We start from the raw sequence: 17,717 nt of genomic DNA, 5'->3' as shown, positions 1-17,717 counted from the left end.
GCGTAGGCTGTGCGCATGTCTGCGATGCCGGAGGCGTACGGTGCTGCATTGGAGCGGGCTATGGTCCACGCCGGTGACTGGCTTGCGTCTGTCCCTACGCGTTCTGTCCGTCCTTCCTCGGATGCCGATCAGGTGGCCGGGAGCATCCTGCCGCGTCTCCCGGACGGAGCCACCGATGCCGCAGAGGTCATTGATGAGCTCGCCGCACTGGCTGAGCCCGGGCTCATGGCGATCCAGTCCGGTCGATTCTTTGGGTGGGTGATGGGCGGAACCCTCCCTGCTGCCATGGCCGCCGATTGGCTCGTCTCCGCCTGGGACCAGAACACAGGGCTCCGGTTCGCCACCCCCGCCGCCGCCGCGATTGAAGAATCTGCCGCCGCCTGGCTTTTGGACCTCCTGCACCTGCCCGCCACCGCCGACGTCGGATTCACCACTGGCGCCACCACCGCCAATTTTGTGGGGCTGGCGGCTGGCCGCCAGTACTTAATGGACGAGGCGGGCTGGGACCTCGAAGCACTCGGCCTCAACGGGGCACCGCGCATCACAACCTTTGCAGGACGGGAACGGCACGCGGCCGTCGATCTCGCGTTGCGGTACCTGGGCTTGGGCGCATGCGTTCCGGTAGACGCCGACGACGAGGGCAGGATATTTCCCGATGCCTTGGCCGATGCCATGGATCAGCAGCCGGGGCCATCCTTGGTTTGCCTGCAGGCCGGCAACCTCCACTCCGGTGCGTTTGATCCCATGGAGGAGGCCATAGCCGTGGCCCACGATCGCGGTGCATGGGTACATGTGGACGGCGCCTTTGGTTTGTGGGCGGCTGTGAGCCCAACGCTGCGTACCCGGCTGGCCGGTGTTGAGGACGCCGACTCGTGGGCAACGGACGCACACAAAACCCTGAACGTCCCCTACGACTGTGGCCTGGCAATCGTGGCCCGCCCGGAAGCCTTGAGGCGTGCTTTCAGTGTTCACACCAGTTACCTGATAGCCACTGATGCCGGACCGGGGGACCCTTTCGAGAAAGTTCCGGAGATGTCCCGCCGCGCCCGCGGCATTCCGGTGTGGGCGGCACTGAGGCAGCTGGGCCGGGACGGCGTGATTTCCATGGTGGACCGTCTTGCGGCAAATGCCCGTGCTTTGGCTGAAGGACTATCCGCGATCCCGGGAGTGGAAGTGCTCAACGACGTCGTATTCACGCAGGTCTCCGTGAGTTTCGGCAGTGACGATCGCACGCACCGCATCACCCAGCGGCTCATGGCCGAGGGCGCGGTGTGGATGTCCGGTTCGTCATGGCGAGGACGTGAGATCCTGCGGATCTCTGTGAGCAACTGGACCACGGACGCTGGTGATGTGGCCGCGTCCATCGCGGCCGTACGGGGCGCGGTGGAGGCTGAACCGGAGGCGTAGCGCTCTTCGGAAAGTTCAGTGCCTGTGAGGGCCCCGGCCCAGTTCGGCGCGAAGCCCGGCGACGGGAATTGTCCCGCGGCGCAGTTTGCGGGTCAGCCCCGCCAACCCTTTGAGGTCGGTCAAAAGGGTACGTACGACGTCGACACTTGAGTCGGGATTGTCGCTCCAGTCCACCGGCACCTCATGAATGCGCAGAGCGGAGCGGTCAGCGATGATCAGCAGTTCGGTGTCGAAAAACCATGCTTCATCACGGGTGTAGGGGAGCAGCTGGCGGGCGACGTCGGCACGAATGGCTTTGAACCCGCACTCAGCATCGGAGAAGCGCGCTCCCGTCAGGACGCGCAACAGAAAATTGTAGGTGCGTGCAATGACGTCACGGTGGTGGCTGAATCTCCCGTGCGAAGCCTTTGCCAGACGCGTGCCGACACTGAGGTCGGAGTGGCCCGACATCAGCGGGGCCAGAAGAGGAGCCACGGCCGAAAGGTCGAAGGACAGGTCCAGGTCTATATAGGCAAGCAGCGGTGACGCGGAGGACAACCAGATCTTACGGAGGGAGTTTCCGCGGCCCCTTCGATCAAGACGGACCACCATAAGCTCGGGGAATTCCCTCGCCAGGCGTTCGGCGATCCGCAGGGTGCCGTCCGTGCTGGCGTTGTCCACCACAGTGATCCGGAAGGTGTGCGGAAGAGTGTCTGCAAGGTGCCCGTGTAGCCTGCGAACGTCTTCTTCCAGGCGGACTTCCTGGTTGAACACAGGTAGGGCGATGTCCAGGACGGGAGCCAGCGCGGGTGTGCTGGCGGGAGGGACTTGCACCGTCCTATGCAGTGCTGGCCGGGGAGCTGTGAGCGTCATATATCCAGCATGCGACGGCCGATTATGTGGGCTCTAGGCGGAGGCTGTGACCGCGCTGTGAACCATGGGCAGCGCCTGTGAACCACGGGTGGCGCCTGTAAAACAGCAAAAGCCGCACCCGTTCCCGCCATCCGCTCCAGTGGGTACTGGGGCGGACGGCGGGAACGGGCGCGGCAATGAAGCGGTCTGGCTTAGTACCAGTTGTTGGCCAAGTGGAAGCCCAGAGCGGCGGACGGGGATCCGTAGCGCTCCTTGATGTAGTTCAGGCCCCACTTGATCTGGGTCTGGTAGTTGGTCTGCCAGTCAGCACCAGCGGAGGCCATCTTGCCGGCCGGGAGGGACTGGACAATGCCATACGCGCCGCTGGAAGCGTTGGTGGCAGTGGTCCTCCAGTTGGATTCCTTCTCCCACAGGGTGTTCAGCGCGGTCATCTCAGCTGCGCTCCAGCCGTAGTTGCCCAGGATGCTGGCGGCGTAGGCCTTGGCAGCGGCGGGGTCGTCCACGGCTTTCGGGGTGGCAGCGGCAGCTGCAGCTTCCGCAGCGGCGGCGGCAGCAGCGGCGTCGGCGGCTTGCTTGGCTGCAGCGTCAGCGGCAGCCTTCTCAGCTGCGGCTTGGGCGGCAGCGGCGTCGGCGGCTTGCTTGGCTGCAGCGTCAGCGGCAGCCTTCTCAGCAGCGGCCTGGTCAGCGGCAGCCTTGTCGGCAGCGGCCTTCTCAGCAGCTGCCTTGTCCGCGGCAGCCCGGTCAGCTGCGCCCTTGGCGGCGGCAGCATCCAAGGAAGCGGAGATTTCAGCTGACTTGTTGGCGCTGACCTGGGCAGCAGCCTGGGTCCCGGCAACGCGGCTCGCCTCAGGGAGAGTCAACGCAGCGTTTGCGGCGGTTCCGAGCGATGCAACACCCAGTGCGGCTGCAACAACGCCGGCTACGACTGACATGCGGTGGCCGGACTTACCCTGGCGGGCAGCGTTCTTGAGGACGGACTGCGACTTGGTGAGCGGTGCGTTGTGTTCGTCGCGGTGACGCGCAGAAGGGCGCGTCTGATCGTTAAATTCAGACATGTTGTGTGACCTCTCAGCGCCTGCGGAGTTAGCTGTCGGGTTCGGATGAGGTCATCCGGCCGCGCGTCACGCTGCGGCTTCACCCCTAGGGCGGCACATTGCCAGGCCCGGAGACTGTGGGTCCCCCGTCTCTGCCTCAAAGAAGAACGGACTCCGGGAAGTGGCAGAGCTCGGCGCATCCCGGATGTGGGTCCTTGGGGAAACCCACCCTTTCGACGGTACAGGAGGTTTCTTCAGAAGTCACATTTAGGTAACAGAGATCACGACGCCGGTGAGTCGCCTTGCCGGCGTGCCTGACCTTCTCCGGTGCTTACCGTGGGAAGTCGCAGCGCGAACTCAGTGCGCCCGGGCCTGGACGTCACCTCCACGGTGCCACCATGGGCGGCAACAATCGAATCCACAATGGAAAGGCCCAGTCCCGAGGTGCCTTCAGAACCCGATCTCGCGGCATCAGCGCGGGCAAAACGGGAGAAGATCCGGCCTTGGAAATCGACCGGAATGCCCGGGCCGTTGTCCGTCACTGTGACCACTGCGCTGCCATCAGCGGAGAGCATGACGCCTGTCACCACGGTGGTGCCGGGATCGGTATGTTTGCGCGCGTTGGACAGCAGGTTGGCAAGCACCTGGTGCAATTGCGTTACATCGCCGCGGACTGTCACAGGTTCATCGGGGAGCTGGAGGTGCCAGATGTGATCCGGCGCCATGACCTTCTCATCACTGACGGTTTCGATCACCAACTGGGTCAGGTCAACGTCCTCGACTTTCACGGGCTGCCCCTCGTCCAGGCGCGCCAGCAGCAGCAGGTCCTCAACCAGCGTGGTCATGCGCTCCGATTGGCTCTGGACCCTTGCCAGCGACTTGCGGCCATCGTCGGTGAAGGTCTCGGTCATCCTCAGCAACTCCGTGTAGCCTCGGATCGCGGTGAGCGGTGTGCGGAGTTCGTGTGAGGCATCAGCGACGAACTGACGCACCTTGGTTTCGCTTTCCTGCCGTGCTTCCAATGCACTGGCGACGTTCTCCAGCATCTGGTTCAGAGCATGGCCAACGCTTCCAACTTCCGTTCCGGGATGAGCGGCCGACGGCGGTACGCGCACCGCAAGTGCCACCTCACCGGCGTCGAGGGGGAGGCGCGAAACCTTGGTGGCAACCTCGGAGAGCTGCTCAAGCGGCCGCATGGTCCGCCGGATGATCACTGTTCCGGCGAGGCCGATCAGTACCAATCCGCCCAACGAAACCAACACCATGGTCCACACCAGCGAGGCCTCGGCGCTTTGCTTGTCCGCCAAGGGCAGCCCCGTCACGATCACATCACCGTAGGTGTCCACTGCCACCAGCCGGTAGTCACCATTGGATAGGGATCGATCCACCGGCACGTTGTCCTTGGGGAGCGACAACAGGACCTGCTCATCGGCTGCGGAGAGTGAAACGCGGTTGCCTTGGGCGTCGATGAGCCCCGAACTTCTCACGGTTGAGCCGTCGATCCTCGCGTTGAGCGTTCCCGCGGCCTGGCCGCGCGCTTCCAGCGGGTCAGGCCTTCCGGAGGGGTTCGTGGGAAAGTTCGACGGCGGCCTGCCGAAGTCGGTCGCGCGGCTGGACGCCTGCTCCAATTGCCTATCGAGCTGCCTGTTGAAGACCATGTCCATGGACGCGTAGCTGACAATGCCCACGGCTCCGCAGATGGCCACCAGGAGCGCCATGGCCACCAGGACCAGGCGTGTCCGCAGGTGCCAGGTGGACGGGTTCAGCCAGCTGCGCTGTGGATTTCCGGGAATACGGGAGCTTTTGGCCACTCCTGACAGTGTGCTCAACGCCTAGTCCGCTGGCTTGATGACGTACCCGGCGCCACGGATGGTGTGGATCATGGGCGGATGGTTGGCTTCGATCTTCTTGCGTAGGTAGGAGATGTAGAGTTCCACGATGTTGGCCTGGCCACCGAAGTCGTAGTCCCACACCCGGTCCAGAATCTGGGCTTTGCTGACCACTCGTTTGGGGTTTTCCATGAGGTAGCGCAAAAGTTCAAACTGGGTGGCGGTGAGCGGGATGTCCTCGCCGGCCCGGGTGACTTCGCGGGTGTCCACGTTCAGCGTGAGATCTCCCACCACAAGCTCGGCAGTGTCCATGGCCGCCACCCCGGAACGCTGGACCAGACGGTGGAGGCGTAGGAGGACCTCTTCCATGCTGAAGGGCTTGGTGACGTAGTCGTCCCCTCCGGCGGCGAGCCCAACGATCCGATCCTGTACGGCGTCCTTGGCGGTGAGGAACAGTGCGGGAACTTCCGGGGCGAAGGTGCGGATGCGATTGAGGACCTCCACGCCGTCGAAGCCGGGCAGCATGACGTCCAGGACCAGCACGTCAGGGCGAAAGTCCTTGGCCAGTTTTACGGCCCCGGGCCCGTCCCCGGCCACTGCCACGGACCAGCCCGCCATTCGAAGTCCCATGCTCATGAGCTCGGCGAGGCTGGGTTCATCGTCCACCACAAGGGCGCGGATGGGGGAGCCGTCCGGATGGGAGAGTTGGGGAAGGTTGTTGGTCATGGAGTGCGAGGGGGCCATGGGACAACTCTCCGTTCTGCTGGTTAGCCAGCGCTTTGCCGGTCCTGTGAGGACGCTGTGAACCCAACACTAGCGAGAGAGCTGTTTCTACAGCTTGTAGCAGATTTTTTCGGGAAATTTGCTGAACCGCCATTTAGTGTGATTGGACAACAACTGTTTCAGATCGTGAGATTCCGCCGCATGCCCGTTCGTGGGAACCGAAGCATCATTCTGGCCCGATTCACCGAAGAAAATTCACTCGATGGCGAATATTCCCGGCTGTGGTCGAATGAAATGCCATTCATTTATAGGCCCGCCTGAATTGTGATTTGCGGCACAATAGACCTCAACGTCTCAAAATGTGGACGGTTCGACGCTTTGTTACTTGCGTGTTGCCATTGTTACGTTGCACACTTCCAATGTGAACAAGAACTCAACAGCACCTGCAGCCGCAGCAACCTGGCCCAGCGAACCCGCTGGCCATGATGACCGCTGTTGTCGAATGCAAGCCTAACTTTCCACCCCAAGAAGTTTCAGGCATTCGCCCCCTAGCCCAGCGTTGGGCGCCCCTCCCCAAACTCATTGCGGGGACAATCAGCATTCGAAGCCGCGATGACGGCTATTCACTTTTGAGGTAAGCACTCCATGTCAGTTGCATCTGGATACGTCCACATCTCCGTCCGTAACGCCAACAAGGCAGCGTCAAACGCAGGGCTTCGCCCCGGCTTCGGCAGCCGACCCGGCTACTCTCCGGCTCCCCAGGGCGCAGGTCAGCAGGCCCCCGGCTATGTGCCCCAGGGCTACAACCCCAACTCCTACGGCCAGTTGCGCGCAGTCCCCACGGCAGAGCCGGCACCCATGACTGCACCCACTCCTGTGATTGCCCAGTCGGACAAACTCCGCCCCGTCGCCAACGACAACGTGGCCCGCGGATTTGTCCTGTACATGGGTATTGACGAAGAAACTGCTGCCGCTGCAGGAACATCCATCGCCAAGCTCGCCCAGGAAATCCGGGCCTACGCCCAGTCCCTCGTGACCGGCGCGGAAAGCTATGCCGCCGTCGCAGTGGCCCCCGCCGGGGCACCCGGGTCAGCCCTCGACGTCGTGCGTTCCACGTTCGGTGACCCCACTGTTGCCGCACGCCAGCGCACCGAAGCTGCCCGTCCGGCGCCGCAGCAGGAATCCCGTCCGTCCGGCGTGCTGATTGACCTCGCCCGCCGCGAAGTGCACCTGGATGGCGAATCGCTGAACCTGACGTTCAAGGAATTCGAACTCCTCAACTACCTCGTCGAAAACGGCACCCGCACCGTGGGCCGCGACGAACTGCTTGAGGGACTATGGCGCAACGCCGAAGAGGTACCCAACGAGCGCACCATCGACGTCCACATCCGGCGTCTCCGCTCCAAGCTCGGCCGCCTCGCCAACACGGTCCGCACGGTCCGCGGCCAGGGCTACCGTTTCTACGAGCACCCCGAAGTTATTGTCTGGGCCGCTCCGGAATACTCGATCTAAGCACCACGCAGCCCGGGAGAGTACTGGCCTCGGCGGGCGCCGGCGCTGCGTGCGGTCCTGACCCTCATTGATCTGCCAACAGCCCTTGGGCAACCACATCAGGTTGACCAAGGGCTGTTCTTTTCCCAAAGAAGGTCAGGAAGCCACGGGGGCCTGCGGCGGATAGGGTTGGGTTATGAGTGACCATCACATTAAGCGCCTGGTGATCATGCGGCATGCCAAGGCTGATTGGCCTACCGGCGTGCCTGATCATGAGCGCCCCTTGGAGGAGCGCGGGCACCGGGAGGCTCCGCTGGCCGGCAAATGGTTGCTCCAGCAGGGCGTGGTGCCTGACTTCATTCTGTGCTCGTCAGCATTAAGAACCCGCCAGACCTGCACCTGGGTGTGCGACGAACTGGGCGACAAAGCACCGACGCCCAAACTTGAGGACGGCCTGTACTCCGCCTCGGCCAACCGCATGTTGACGGTCATCAACCACGTCCCGGACACTGTGACCACACTGATGGTGATCTCGCATATGCCTGGAGTCCAGGATCTGGCTATGCACTTGGCGTCCCGCGACTCTGACCACGACGCCTATATGGATGCCGCCACCAGGTACCCAACCAGTGCGTTGACGGTGATGGAAACGGAAAAATCGTGGGCTGAGCTGGACGGGCAGGACGCCCGGCTCACGCACTTCGCGGTTCCCCGCAAGTAGGTCCTGCGAAATAGCCGCTACGCCTTCGCCGTGCCCACTGTGTGGCCGTGATCGCTCCTGGTCACCCCTGTGGCAGGGGAAGTCCGCCCGCGACTTCGCGAAGCATTCGCACCGCCGTTCGGATGTTGGGGCTGGCGGTCATCGTCTTCCGGTACACCACGCCCACGGACCGTTGCTGCACTGGGTTGATCACCGGGATGGCAACCACGCCGGCGGGAAGCGGTGGCCTGCCGAGCCTGGGAACGAGTGCCACGGCCACGCCTTGTTCCACCATGGCGATGTGGGTGGAGAAGTCGGGATCGTAAACGCGGATATCGGGGACCTTGCCCAGCCCGGCAAAGATCTGCAGCAATGCTTCGTTGCAGATGGCTCCTGCCGGGGTGCTGATCCAGGTTTCGTTGATTAGGTCTTCACGCTCGACGGCGGCACTTCCGGAAAGTGGGTGGGTGCTGTTGACGAGGACATCGGCTTGGTCGATGCAGAGGTCCTCAAGCACCAGGTTCTCCGGGATCACCAAGGGCACCGAGTTCCAGTTATGGACAACCGCGAGTTCCGCTTCGCCTGATGCCACTCTTTGTACAGCCTCGCGGGGATCCTCGGCCAGCACGGTGATGTCCAACGCGGAGTGGGCGGTTGCCATGCGCCCCAGCATCGGTCCCACCAGGCCTCGGCAGGCTGTGGAAAACGCAACGAGCCTCAGGAGGCCTGAAGGTTTCGCGGGATCGGCCAGCAGTGTGGCTTGGAGTTCTTCGAGCTCGCCCATGATCCGCCTGCCATAGCCCGCCAAAGCCAGGCCGCGTTCCGTGAGGAGCACCCCCCGGCCATTGCGTTCCAGCACGGTGACGCCGGTCTGCTTCTCAAGTTTCTTGATTTGCTGCGAAATGGCTGAAGGGCTGAAACCCATGACGTCCGACGCCGCCACAACTGAGCCGTGCTGTTCCACGGCCACCAAGGCCCTCAGGGAGGAAATGTCGATCATGAAGCAAATCTACGCTGTTCCATGTTGAATTCAACGCTGGTGCTTCAACCAAAAGGAGGCCAGAGTGTACGTGTGAACCTTCGCCACTCCGCCCTTGCCGTGGTAGTTGCTGTCCTGTGGGGCATCAACTTCGTCGCGATAGACCTCGGCCTGCACACCAACGGCAGGGAAGTCCCGCCGCTGCTCTTCGTCGCCATGCGCTTCCTGCTGGTGGTCTTTCCCTTCATCCTGTTCATCCACAAACCGGACGTGGGCTGGAAGGCGATTGTCGGCGTCGGGCTCTTCATGAGTGCCGGCCAATTCGGCCTCCTGTACTTGGGCATGGCCTTGGGGATGCCCGCAGGTTTGGCGTCCTTGGTACTTCAGGCGCAGGTTCTGTTCACCATTTTGCTGGCGGCGAGGTTCCTCGGTGAGAAGCCGAGCCGCCGCCAATTGGCGGGCGTGGCTCTGGGCATCGCAGGCTTGGCAGTAGTGGCGTTGGGGCGCAGCGTCGTGGCGCCGGTGCTTCCGCTCATGATTGTCCTGGCCGCGGCGTTGTCCTGGGCGGTCGGCAACGTGGTGGCCCGGCATTCCAAAGCCGCCTCCGGGTTGGGCCTGGTGGTGTGGTCCGGTGCCGTGGTGCCGGTCCCGTTGGCTGGTTTGTCGCTGCTGGTGGACGGGCCGGGCATCGTATGGGCCACTCTCACCGACCTGCAGCCCGCCACTATCCTGAGCGCCATCTATACGGCCGTGTTCGCGTCCCTGATTGGCTACGGCATCTGGAACCGGCTGTTGTCGCTGTACCCGAGTTCCGACGTCGTGCCTTTCACGCTTTTGGTCCCTGTGGTGGGGATGACGGCCGCGTGGCTTGTTTTGAACGAGATTCCCACACTGACCGAGATCCTCGGCGGGCTGATCCTCCTCCTGGGAGTTGCCACCGCCGTCCTGGGTGCCGGACGCAAAATCCGCCCGGAAACTCCCGTTGTGAGGCCCGCTCTGCGCCTATAGATCCCGCGTAAGCAAGCAGAGCGGGCCCCGCAACGCACGTTCGGAGGTGCGTTAGCGCTTCGGGGCCGGCTTGCGCTGGGCAGAAGCGCTCGACGCCGGCCGCTTGGCTGACGTTGTTGGCGTACGCGGTGCGGGGCGCTTGACTGCAGGAGCCTTGGTTGCAGTGGGTGGCCGTGGGGACGAACCAGCCGGACGTTTGACAGGTGTGGCCGGACGGGAAGCTGGTTTGCGGGGCACCGGGGTTCGCTTCACCGGCGTCGAGGGGCGTTTGTGAGGCGCCGCAGCCCGCGAACCAAACGACGGTACCACTGCTCCGAGGAACAGCACCGCCAGCGTTCCGATGCCGGCTGCCACGGCCAAGTAGAAATAGATGTCCGAGTCCTGGGTGCTGGCCGGGATGGCCGGGCCGCCCAGTGCACCACTGCCGGCTGGAGCACCGCCGGCTTGAGCACCGCCGGCGGGAGCACTGCCCAGCGCAGCGGCGTCCTGGCTAAATGCGATGCCCCACATCCGCAAGAACGCAATGCTGCACCCGATGAACAAGCTGGTGCCCACTGCGCCGAGCAGGATCACCAGATAGCGTCGGCGGTTGAACACTTGGATCAGGGACGCCAGGTAGCAGATCAGCACGGAGCCCAGGAACAGGTACAACACCAGTTCCTCCAGCACTACTGCGGCCAGCACTAACAGCCCGAGCGAGACGAACGCGGACACCACCGCAAGCTTCCCGCTGTTCCCCATGTGACGCATGAGGTTAATCATCGCCGACCAAGTGGCCACGCCACGCCGCTTCAGATTCCAATTGCGTACCGTTGCGAGGCCTCCTCTGCAGGGTTCGCGCGGGTTTAGGCCTGCAGAGCGGGCCTCACAACGCCAGGAGAGGCAGCGTTACTTGATGACGTACCCGTGCATGATGGTCATCACGGCCGCAACGCTTTGCTCGCGGGTGCGTTCCGGGTTGTACGTCTGCCGGTCCAGTCCCACCACGAAGATGGCCCCGAATATCGCTGCCTCCAAAGAACCCCGTGCAATCGATTCGTCCACTTTGTAGCCCGCCGCAACGCTCTCCACAGCCGAGCCAATCACGGCCAGAAGTTCAGCCCGGAGCTCGGCAAACACGGCACTCCACTCCCCGGGAGTGCGCCAGTTTTCGCTGACCCACAGCCGGGCGAAGGAGGGGTAGTCGTCCATGAACTCCATGGCCTGCCCCACCATGTTGGTCATGGACTCCAGGGGGTCGTTGCTGTTGCCCCGAACGTCCTGCAGCCGGACCAGCATGATGTCCACACCGTGCCGCAGCAACTGTGCGATCAGATCGGATTTGCTGCCAAAGTTGTAATAGACCGTTCCCTTGGACACCCCCGCAGCGGCCGCGATCTCATCCACGGTGACCCCCGCAGCGCCGCGCTCGCCGATCAGCTCCATGGAGGCCTCGAACAGGCGCTGCTTGGTGGCGTTGGTGCGGCCGGGACGTAGTTTTTTCCCGGCAGGGCCTGGTTCGCCTCCCTGGGAATCGGCGGCGGAAGGGACCGGCTCGGTGGTGCTCATACTGCAATCTCCGGCTTCAGCGTCTTGAGGGTCCACATCTTGTGCTTGCGGACGGCGAGCGTTGACAGTGCCGCTCCCAGCAAAGTGTATCCAAGCAGACCCAGTACGGTGGGCCAGATCATGCTGAGCTCACCACCGTAGATCAGGTGTCGCATGCCGGTGACCACGTATCCCATGGGCAGGACCTCATGCACAACATGGAGCGGCATGGGGGTGGTCTGCCACGGGAACGTTCCGCCCGAGGAAACGAGCTGCAGCACCAACAGGATTAGAACCACGAACTTTCCGGGAGTTCCCATGAGCGCCACGATGCCCTGAATGATCGCGCTGAACGCCATTACGGCCGCCAGCATGAACAGCCACATTCCGATGGGATGCGCGGGGTTGAGGCCCAGGCCGAGGTCAACCACCAGGGTGAGGATGGTGGCTTGCAGCACCGAGACGACGAAGAACGGCAGCCAGCCTCCGACGGCGATTTTCCAGGCGGGGGCGTTCGAAGCCAGGGCCCGTTGGGTGATGGGCCGCATGGCCTGGACCAGCATGAACACGCCGATCCAGAGGGCCAGGGTCAGGAAGAAGGGTGCCAGCCCGGCGCCATAGGATCCGGCCTTGGCCTGGGACACGTTGTCCACGGCCACCGGGTCCGCGATCACCTTGGACACACTGTTCTTTTGCTCATCGTTGGGGTTGGGGATGTCTCCTGCGCCCTTCGCAAGCTCGGTGGCCAGGGTATGTGACCCATCGGATGCGGTCACTGCGCCGCTGGCGAGCTGGCCTGCACCGTCGTCCAGTTGGTGGGCACCGTCGTCGAGCTTGGCAGCGCCGTCCAGGGCGGTCTGCTGCCCGGCGGCCAACGTTGATGCGCCCGCGTTCAGCTGCCCGGCCCCGTCGGCGGCTTTCGAGATCGCGTCGGTGAGTGCTGGTGTGGCGGCGGCGAGCTTGGCTGCGCCTGCGCTCACAGCGGCTGAACCGTCGGAGAGCTGCTGGATTTTGGCGGCGTCCCCGGAAATCTTTGCTTTTGCATCGGTGACGGGGCCTGACGCTGCTGCGGAGTCAAAGTCTGCCAGGACCTTGTCTGCCTGCTCCTGCGTCAGCACACCGGCCGCCACCAGCCGCGCGTTCGATTCCACCACGCGGGTGCGGAGGCCCTGGTCTGCCGCTTCAAGCTGCCCGACGACGTCCTGGACTTTCGCGTTCAGCTCGGCGTTTCCGGCGGCTACTTGGGCGGCGCCATCAGCGAGTTTCTGCGAATCAGCTGGAAGGGTAGCGGTCTTGTTCCTGAGCTCCGTGAGGCCGGAACTGAGCTGGCCGGCACCGGTGTTCAGCTGCACGGCTCCATCGCGCAACTGGGTCTGCCCGGCCACGAGTTGGTCCGCGCCGGTAACCAGCTGGGTGGTGCCGGTGTGCAGTGTCGCGGCGCCGTCACTGAGTTTGCCCACACCCGTGGCCAGCTCCGTGGCGCCGTCGGCGGCCTTCACGATGGACGCATGGATGGTGCCGAAGCCCGTGAGGAGCTGGTTGGCGGTTTCCTCGCCCACTTCCTTGGCCACCGTTGAATGCACGGCCGTTGTGAGCTTGTCCACGATGGTGCTCAGCAAGTAGTTGTTGGCATCGTTGGTGGTCACGTGCAGCATGGCCTGGTTGGCGGCGTCGAAACTCCCGGGGGAGACCAGGTTGGAGGAGAAATCCTTGGGGATGCGCAGGGCGAAGGCGTACTCACCCGTGCGAACGCCAGCATCTGCATCCTCGGCGCTGGACACCTGCTTCCAGTTGAAAACGTGGCCCTCAACCAGGTTGTCTGCCACCTTTTTGCCGGCCTGGAGTTCCGTGCCGTCTTTTGAGGTGGCACCCGTGTCTTCAACCACCAAGGCGGCGTCGATCTGGTTCAGGTTGCCGTACGGATCCCAGTTCGCGTAAAGGTACACGGCACCGTACAGCAACGGGACCATGGTCAGGGCGAGGATGGTCAGCTTGGGCAGGAGCCCGCCGGTCATGCGCTTGAGTTCGGAGCGGGCCAGCCGCAGAACAGTCACTTTGCAGTCCTTTGAAGGTTTTCGGATTCAGTGTGGGCAGCGGGTTTGAGGGCTGCGGATGTTTCGGGTGCCGGTTCGGCCGCGTGCTTGGCCTTGGGTTCGTCCGCTGTTTGGGGTTCGACGGCGGTTGCCGGCTCGGGCCGGGTGGCCTGCGGTGCGGCGGGGGTGGGTTCCACCTCCGGTTCAGGGGGATGCGTCACTGAGTTTCCGATCACCGCAGCGGCTCCGGTCCAGTTCTCCGGGAGGGCACCCACGACGGCGACGACGGCAAGCGGCCGCCCGGCGTCGGACGCCAATGCCTGAAGCCTGGGCAACCAGGCCGAGGGATCGGCGCTATGGCGGTCCGGGGAGTCCACCACCAGGAGGTCCGTGGCTGGATCAGCCAAGGCCAGTGCAGTGAGGAGTTCCAGCCGGCGGGCGGCGGGAATTTGTTCTATCCAGAGTCCGGCGATGTCCTCGAAGCTGTTGACCTTCAGCCACGGTTTACTCAGCAGTGCGCCGCGGTATCGCCGGGGGATCAGGGAGAGGTCCTCGGTGACGAGGTCGCGGACGCTGAGGTGTTGCTCGGGTTCGTTGACGCCGGGGGAGTCCACCAAAGCGCTGGCGAGGCGGATCTTCTTGGTCTTGGTGGTGGTGTCCCAGCTGAGGACGCCGTTGCTTGGCTTCATGCGGCCGCTCAAAGCCAACGCCAAAGCTGTCCGCTGGTCCTGGCCCTCTCCGGCCACGAGCAGGAGTTCGCCGCGGCGGACTTGAAGCGACGTTGCCGGGAGGAGATCGTCCCGGCGGCCGTTGATTTGAAGTTGCTGTACGGACAGCACAATGAAGCCTTTCGCAGAAATGGTGTCTGCTGAAAGTCTAACTAAACTGACTGGTCAGTTCAAATAGAGATTTAGAGCCCGTACTTTTCCAGGAGCCGCAGCCAAACCTCGCTGATGGTGGGGTAGGAAGGAACGGCATGCCACAGCCGGTCCAAAGGCACCTCGCCCACGATCGCAATGGTTGCGGAATGAAGGAGTTCCGCAACGCCAGGACCCACGAAAGTAGCTCCCAGGATGACCTTCCTGTCCTCATCAACCACTATCTGGGCCCAGCCTTTGTAGTCGGGGGAGTGCAACTGCGAGCCGGAAACGTTGATGGGGAGTTCCACGCCCGTGACATTCTTGCCCTGCAGCAGGGCCTGCTCCAGGCTCGGGCCAACCGAGGCAACCTCAGGATCTGTAAACACCACGCTCGGAACAGCGTGATCGTTTGCCGTGTGGGCCCACGGGCTCCACGGTTTGGGTGCCCCGACGAGTTTGCCGTTAGCCCTTGCGACGATTGCGTCACCGGTTGCACGCGCCTCATATTTACCCTGATGGGTCAGGAGCACCTTGCCGGCCGCGTCCCCGGCGGCGTAAAGCCACAGTCCGCTGGTGCCATCGCTGGCAGGGCCTTCCACCAAGCCGCTGGCATCCGTTGTGAGTCGAAGGGGTTTGCTGTCCTGTGCTTCAACGCCAACATTTTCCAGGCCCAGATTGGCCAGGGCGGGGTGCCGCCCGGAGGCAACCAGGACTTTATCGGCCGTGAGCGACTTGCCGTCGAACCTGACTGTCACGGAGCCGTCGTCGTTCTCCTCCGTTTTCTCCACGTCGGTGTGGACATGAACAGCCACCCCGTCGGCGCGAAGCCCGGCCAGCACCAGGTTGGCGGCTTCCTCCGGATAGCTGCTCAGTAGTCGACCGCGGGCGATGAGGGTGACGTCCGAGCCGAGGCGCGCGAACGCCTGCGCCATCTCCACCCCTGCCACACCACCACCCAGGACCACAAAGCGCTTTGGGGCTTCCTTGGCCGCCGTGGCGCCGCGGGTAGTCCAGAAAGGTACGTCGCTCAGGCCGTCAATGTCCGGGATGGTGGGAGTTGACCCCGTTGCGACCACCACGGCATGGTGGGCTTTGAGCGCGTAACTGTTGCCATCGAGTCCATCCACCTGAACCTCGCGGGGACCAGTAATTCGGCCCCTGCCACGGATCAACTCGATCCCGGCGCTGTCCAACCATTCAACCTGGCTGCCGTCCTGCCAATTATTGGTGAACCAGTCCCTGTGCTTAAGGGCAGCCCCGGCATCCACGGTTCCAGTGATCGCCTCTTTGGCTCCGGGCACCACTTGGGCGGCGTGGAGCACGTTACCCGGACGGAGGAGCGCCTTGGAAGGGATGCAAGCCCAGTAGGAACACTCTCCGCCCACTAGCTCGCTCTCGATGATCACCGCCGTCAGCCCGCCACGGACCACACGGTCCGCCACGTTTTCTCCAACGGCGCCCGCGCCGATCACGATTACATCGAATTCCCGGGAGCTCTCGGCAGTCATGGGGAAAGCCTACAACCGCTCCCTGCGCGTTGTGAGGCCCGTTCTGCAGGGTTAGCGTGGGGTTTGCAGGGCTACGCGTGCATCGCGCCCTTGAACCAGCCCGTAATCGACGCCGGGTGGGTGATCGCGGTACCAACAACCACGGCAAAGGCACCCGCGTCGAGGGCTTGGCGGGCGTGGGCCGGGGTATGAATGCGGCCCTCCGCGATGAGTGGCTTGCCCAAGTCCGCAGACGCGATCTGCTCCAGAAGCTCCAAGTCCGGACCGTCAGTCTTGGCGCGCTCGCCGGTGTAGCCGGACAACGTGGTGCCAATGAGGTCCGCACCCGCTTCGACCGCCGCCACTGCGTCATCGAACGAACCACAATCGGCCATCACCAGGGCATGGGATTCTGCATGGATACCGGCAACAGTGGCGGAAAAGGACAAGCCGTCCGGACGTTCACGCCGCGTTCCATCGATCGCCACCACATGAGCCCCCGCATTGGCAACGGCCAAGGCATGGCGAAGGGTGGGGGTGATGAAAACGCCGTCATGGCCGTCTTTCCAAAGACCAATAACAGGAACCTCGACGGCGGCGCGCGTGAACTGCACGTCGGCCAACCCTTGGACGCGGATCGCCGCAGCGCCTCCGATGACGGCGGATGCCGCTACTTGGCCCGTGGTGCGGGGATCGCGCATGGGCTCGCCGGGGTAGGCCTGGCAGGAGACGATGAGCTGGGAACGGAGGGCTTCGAGGTTTTTGGGGGTGAGAATCATGGTGTCTGCCTTTATTTACGGACTACTGAAGAACGAGTTTCGCGGCGCCAACAATGGCAGCGGTGTTGCCGAGGCGTGCCCGAACAACGGGCACAGAAACCAGTGGTGTCAGCAGTTCTTTGCGTAGCGCCGTTTCCATGGGCTTCCACCAGAGCTCGCCGGCATCGGCCAGCCCACCGGAAATCACCACGGTTTCGGGGTCGAGGATGTTGATGAGCCCGCCTACGGCCTGGCCAGCGGCGGAAGCGCCGATATCGATGGCGCGCAAGGCGGCGGTGCGGTCACCAGCGGTGGTAGCGCCAGCACCGCCGTCGTGAGCTGAAGCGGCAAGAGCGAACACGCCACGAGTGTCCAAAACCTCACTGGAAGAACCGCCAAACCGCAGGTACGACTCATAAATCGCGGGCCCTGAGGCTATGGCCTCGACGTGCCCGGCCGAACCGCAAACACAAGGCACCGGAAGACCGTCGGAAACCGCCAAAGGCGAGGCGAAGTGCCCCACATGCCCGCCCACAAAGCGGTGCCCTAGAACAGGCGAACCATCCAGCACGAAGCTCCCGCCCACGCCGGTTCCGAACGCCACCATGAGCGAACTTGAGGATCCGGCGGCGGCGCCCAGCCAGGCTTCACCGAGGGCATGGGCGTGAACGTCATTGACGGCCCGCACGGAGGTGGCTGGAAGCGAAAGACGGGATGAAAGCCCCGAAACTAGCGAAGTCCCGGCCCAGCCAAGAATCGCGTCGGTCGCAGACACCACGGTCCCAGCAACAGCGTCAATGACCCCAGCGGAGCCGACGCCGACGCCGGAAACTGACATTCCGGCGTCGGCAGCGCGCTCCACCAAACCCGTGATCAGCGCAGCGGTGGCATCGAGGATCGCTTCGCCACCGGCCCGGTTCAACGTCGGAATGGTCTCCAACATCAACACCTCGCCAGAAGAGGAGACAACCCCGGCAGCGGTCTTGGTGCCGCCGAGGTCAACGCCGATCACGTGGGGCATGGAGGTGG

General features: G+C 63.7%; 16 protein-coding genes and 1 riboswitch. Of the genes, 4 read left to right on the top strand and 12 right to left on the bottom strand.

Translation table 11 applies throughout. The annotated features are described in order from the left end of the window. Positions 1-15: 15 nt before the first annotated feature. On the top strand, positions 16-1,407 hold the full coding sequence (locus EU811_RS00755; RefSeq protein ID WP_142936622.1) for a pyridoxal phosphate-dependent decarboxylase family protein: 1,392 nt from the start codon (positions 16-18) through the stop codon (positions 1,405-1,407). A 15-nt stretch (positions 1,408-1,422) separates the two neighbouring features. On the opposite strand, the gene EU811_RS00750 is transcribed toward EU811_RS00755, so the two are convergent. From EU811_RS00750 to EU811_RS00735, 4 genes are all read right to left on the bottom strand, one after another. Further along, on the bottom strand, positions 1,423-2,259 hold the full coding sequence (locus EU811_RS00750; protein ID WP_142936621.1) for a glycosyltransferase: 837 nt from the start codon (positions 2,257-2,259) through the stop codon (positions 1,423-1,425). A gap of 191 nt (positions 2,260-2,450) precedes the next feature. Next, the gene (locus EU811_RS00745; RefSeq protein ID WP_142936620.1) at positions 2,451-3,314 is read right to left on the bottom strand and encodes an aggregation-promoting factor C-terminal-like domain-containing protein; all 864 of its coding nucleotides are present in this window, start codon (positions 3,312-3,314) and stop codon (positions 2,451-2,453) included. A 5-nt stretch (positions 3,315-3,319) separates the two neighbouring features. Then, positions 3,320-3,476: riboswitch (cyclic di-AMP (ydaO/yuaA leader) on the bottom strand. 98 nt (positions 3,477-3,574) lie between these two features. Beyond that, entirely contained in the window at positions 3,575-5,122 is a 1,548-nt protein-coding gene (locus EU811_RS00740; protein WP_187697052.1) for a sensor histidine kinase, read from the bottom strand. Between the two features lie 3 nt (positions 5,123-5,125). Then, entirely contained in the window at positions 5,126-5,866 is a 741-nt protein-coding gene (locus EU811_RS00735; RefSeq protein WP_142936618.1) for a response regulator transcription factor, read from the bottom strand. Positions 5,867-6,490: 624 nt separating this feature from the next. On the opposite strand from EU811_RS00735, the gene EU811_RS00730 reads away from it, so the two are divergent. Then, the gene (locus EU811_RS00730; protein WP_142936617.1) at positions 6,491-7,357 is read left to right on the top strand and encodes a winged helix-turn-helix domain-containing protein; all 867 of its coding nucleotides are present in this window, start codon (positions 6,491-6,493) and stop codon (positions 7,355-7,357) included. A gap of 175 nt (positions 7,358-7,532) precedes the next feature. After that, a complete protein-coding gene (locus tag EU811_RS00725) occupies positions 7,533-8,057 on the top strand; it encodes a SixA phosphatase family protein (RefSeq protein ID WP_142936616.1) in 525 nt (174 codons plus the stop codon). Positions 8,058-8,118: 61 nt separating this feature from the next. On the opposite strand, the gene EU811_RS00720 is transcribed toward EU811_RS00725, so the two are convergent. Then, the gene (locus tag EU811_RS00720) at positions 8,119-9,036 is read right to left on the bottom strand and encodes a LysR family transcriptional regulator (RefSeq protein ID WP_142936615.1); all 918 of its coding nucleotides are present in this window, start codon (positions 9,034-9,036) and stop codon (positions 8,119-8,121) included. 72 nt (positions 9,037-9,108) lie between these two features. On the opposite strand from EU811_RS00720, the gene EU811_RS00715 reads away from it, so the two are divergent. Next, the gene (locus tag EU811_RS00715; RefSeq protein ID WP_446698028.1) at positions 9,109-10,023 is read left to right on the top strand and encodes an EamA family transporter; all 915 of its coding nucleotides are present in this window, start codon (positions 9,109-9,111) and stop codon (positions 10,021-10,023) included. Positions 10,024-10,074: 51 nt separating this feature from the next. On the opposite strand, the gene EU811_RS00710 is transcribed toward EU811_RS00715, so the two are convergent. From EU811_RS00710 to EU811_RS00680, 7 genes are all read right to left on the bottom strand, one after another. Beyond that, complete coding sequence (locus EU811_RS00710; RefSeq protein ID WP_238703242.1) at positions 10,075-10,764, bottom strand: hypothetical protein; 690 nt, start codon at positions 10,762-10,764, stop codon at positions 10,075-10,077. Positions 10,765-10,911: 147 nt separating this feature from the next. Continuing rightward, positions 10,912-11,571, bottom strand: a complete 660-nt coding sequence (locus tag EU811_RS00705) for a TetR/AcrR family transcriptional regulator (RefSeq protein ID WP_142936612.1) — start codon at positions 11,569-11,571, stop codon at positions 10,912-10,914. Then, positions 11,568-13,604: a YhgE/Pip domain-containing protein gene (locus EU811_RS00700; protein WP_142936611.1), complete on the bottom strand. Its 2,037-nt coding sequence runs from the start codon at positions 13,602-13,604 to the stop codon at positions 11,568-11,570. The genes EU811_RS00705 and EU811_RS00700 overlap by 4 nt, the downstream gene beginning before the upstream one ends. After that, positions 13,601-14,422: an ABC transporter ATP-binding protein gene (locus tag EU811_RS00695; protein ID WP_142936610.1), complete on the bottom strand. Its 822-nt coding sequence runs from the start codon at positions 14,420-14,422 to the stop codon at positions 13,601-13,603. Before EU811_RS00695 ends, EU811_RS00700 begins: the two co-directional genes overlap by 4 nt. A 71-nt stretch (positions 14,423-14,493) precedes the next feature. After that, entirely contained in the window at positions 14,494-15,951 is a 1,458-nt protein-coding gene (locus tag EU811_RS00690) for a dihydrolipoyl dehydrogenase family protein (protein WP_142936609.1), read from the bottom strand. A 71-nt stretch (positions 15,952-16,022) separates the two neighbouring features. Beyond that, positions 16,023-16,709 (bottom strand): N-acetylmannosamine-6-phosphate 2-epimerase, encoded by a 687-nt coding sequence (locus EU811_RS00685; protein ID WP_142936608.1) that lies wholly within the window; start codon positions 16,707-16,709, stop codon positions 16,023-16,025. Between the two features lie 22 nt (positions 16,710-16,731). Further along, a complete protein-coding gene (locus EU811_RS00680) occupies positions 16,732-17,709 on the bottom strand; it encodes an ROK family protein (RefSeq protein ID WP_142936657.1) in 978 nt (325 codons plus the stop codon). Between the last annotated feature and the right edge of the window lie 8 nt (positions 17,710-17,717).

This window comes from Arthrobacter sp. TS-15 (assembly GCF_006964045.1).
GTDB lineage: Bacteria > Actinomycetota > Actinomycetes > Actinomycetales > Micrococcaceae > Arthrobacter.
Note: the sequence above shows the minus strand (reverse complement) of the source record. Positions and strands in the feature narration are given on the sequence as shown.

What these genes read in the sequence shown, in the direction of transcription:
- EU811_RS00755 (WP_142936622.1), top strand. Translation starts at nt 16, where the DNA reads ATGTCTGCGATGCCGGAGGCGTACGGTGCTGCATTGGAGCGGGCTATG.
- EU811_RS00750 (WP_142936621.1), bottom strand. Translation starts at nt 2,259, where the DNA reads ATGACGCTCACAGCTCCCCGGCCAGCACTGCATAGGACGGTGCAAGTC.
- EU811_RS00745 (WP_142936620.1), bottom strand. Translation starts at nt 3,314, where the DNA reads ATGTCTGAATTTAACGATCAGACGCGCCCTTCTGCGCGTCACCGCGAC.
- EU811_RS00735 (WP_142936618.1), bottom strand. Translation starts at nt 5,866, where the DNA reads ATGGCCCCCTCGCACTCCATGACCAACAACCTTCCCCAACTCTCCCAT.
- EU811_RS00730 (WP_142936617.1), top strand. Translation starts at nt 6,491, where the DNA reads ATGTCAGTTGCATCTGGATACGTCCACATCTCCGTCCGTAACGCCAAC.
- EU811_RS00725 (WP_142936616.1), top strand. Translation starts at nt 7,533, where the DNA reads ATGAGTGACCATCACATTAAGCGCCTGGTGATCATGCGGCATGCCAAG.
- EU811_RS00720 (WP_142936615.1), bottom strand. Translation starts at nt 9,036, where the DNA reads ATGATCGACATTTCCTCCCTGAGGGCCTTGGTGGCCGTGGAACAGCAC.
- EU811_RS00710 (WP_238703242.1), bottom strand. Translation starts at nt 10,764, where the DNA reads ATGGGGAACAGCGGGAAGCTTGCGGTGGTGTCCGCGTTCGTCTCGCTC.
- EU811_RS00705 (WP_142936612.1), bottom strand. Translation starts at nt 11,571, where the DNA reads ATGAGCACCACCGAGCCGGTCCCTTCCGCCGCCGATTCCCAGGGAGGC.
- EU811_RS00690 (WP_142936609.1), bottom strand. Translation starts at nt 15,951, where the DNA reads ATGACTGCCGAGAGCTCCCGGGAATTCGATGTAATCGTGATCGGCGCG.
- EU811_RS00685 (WP_142936608.1), bottom strand. Translation starts at nt 16,709, where the DNA reads ATGATTCTCACCCCCAAAAACCTCGAAGCCCTCCGTTCCCAGCTCATC.
- EU811_RS00680 (WP_142936657.1), bottom strand. Translation starts at nt 17,709, where the DNA reads ATGCCCCACGTGATCGGCGTTGACCTCGGCGGCACCAAGACCGCTGCC.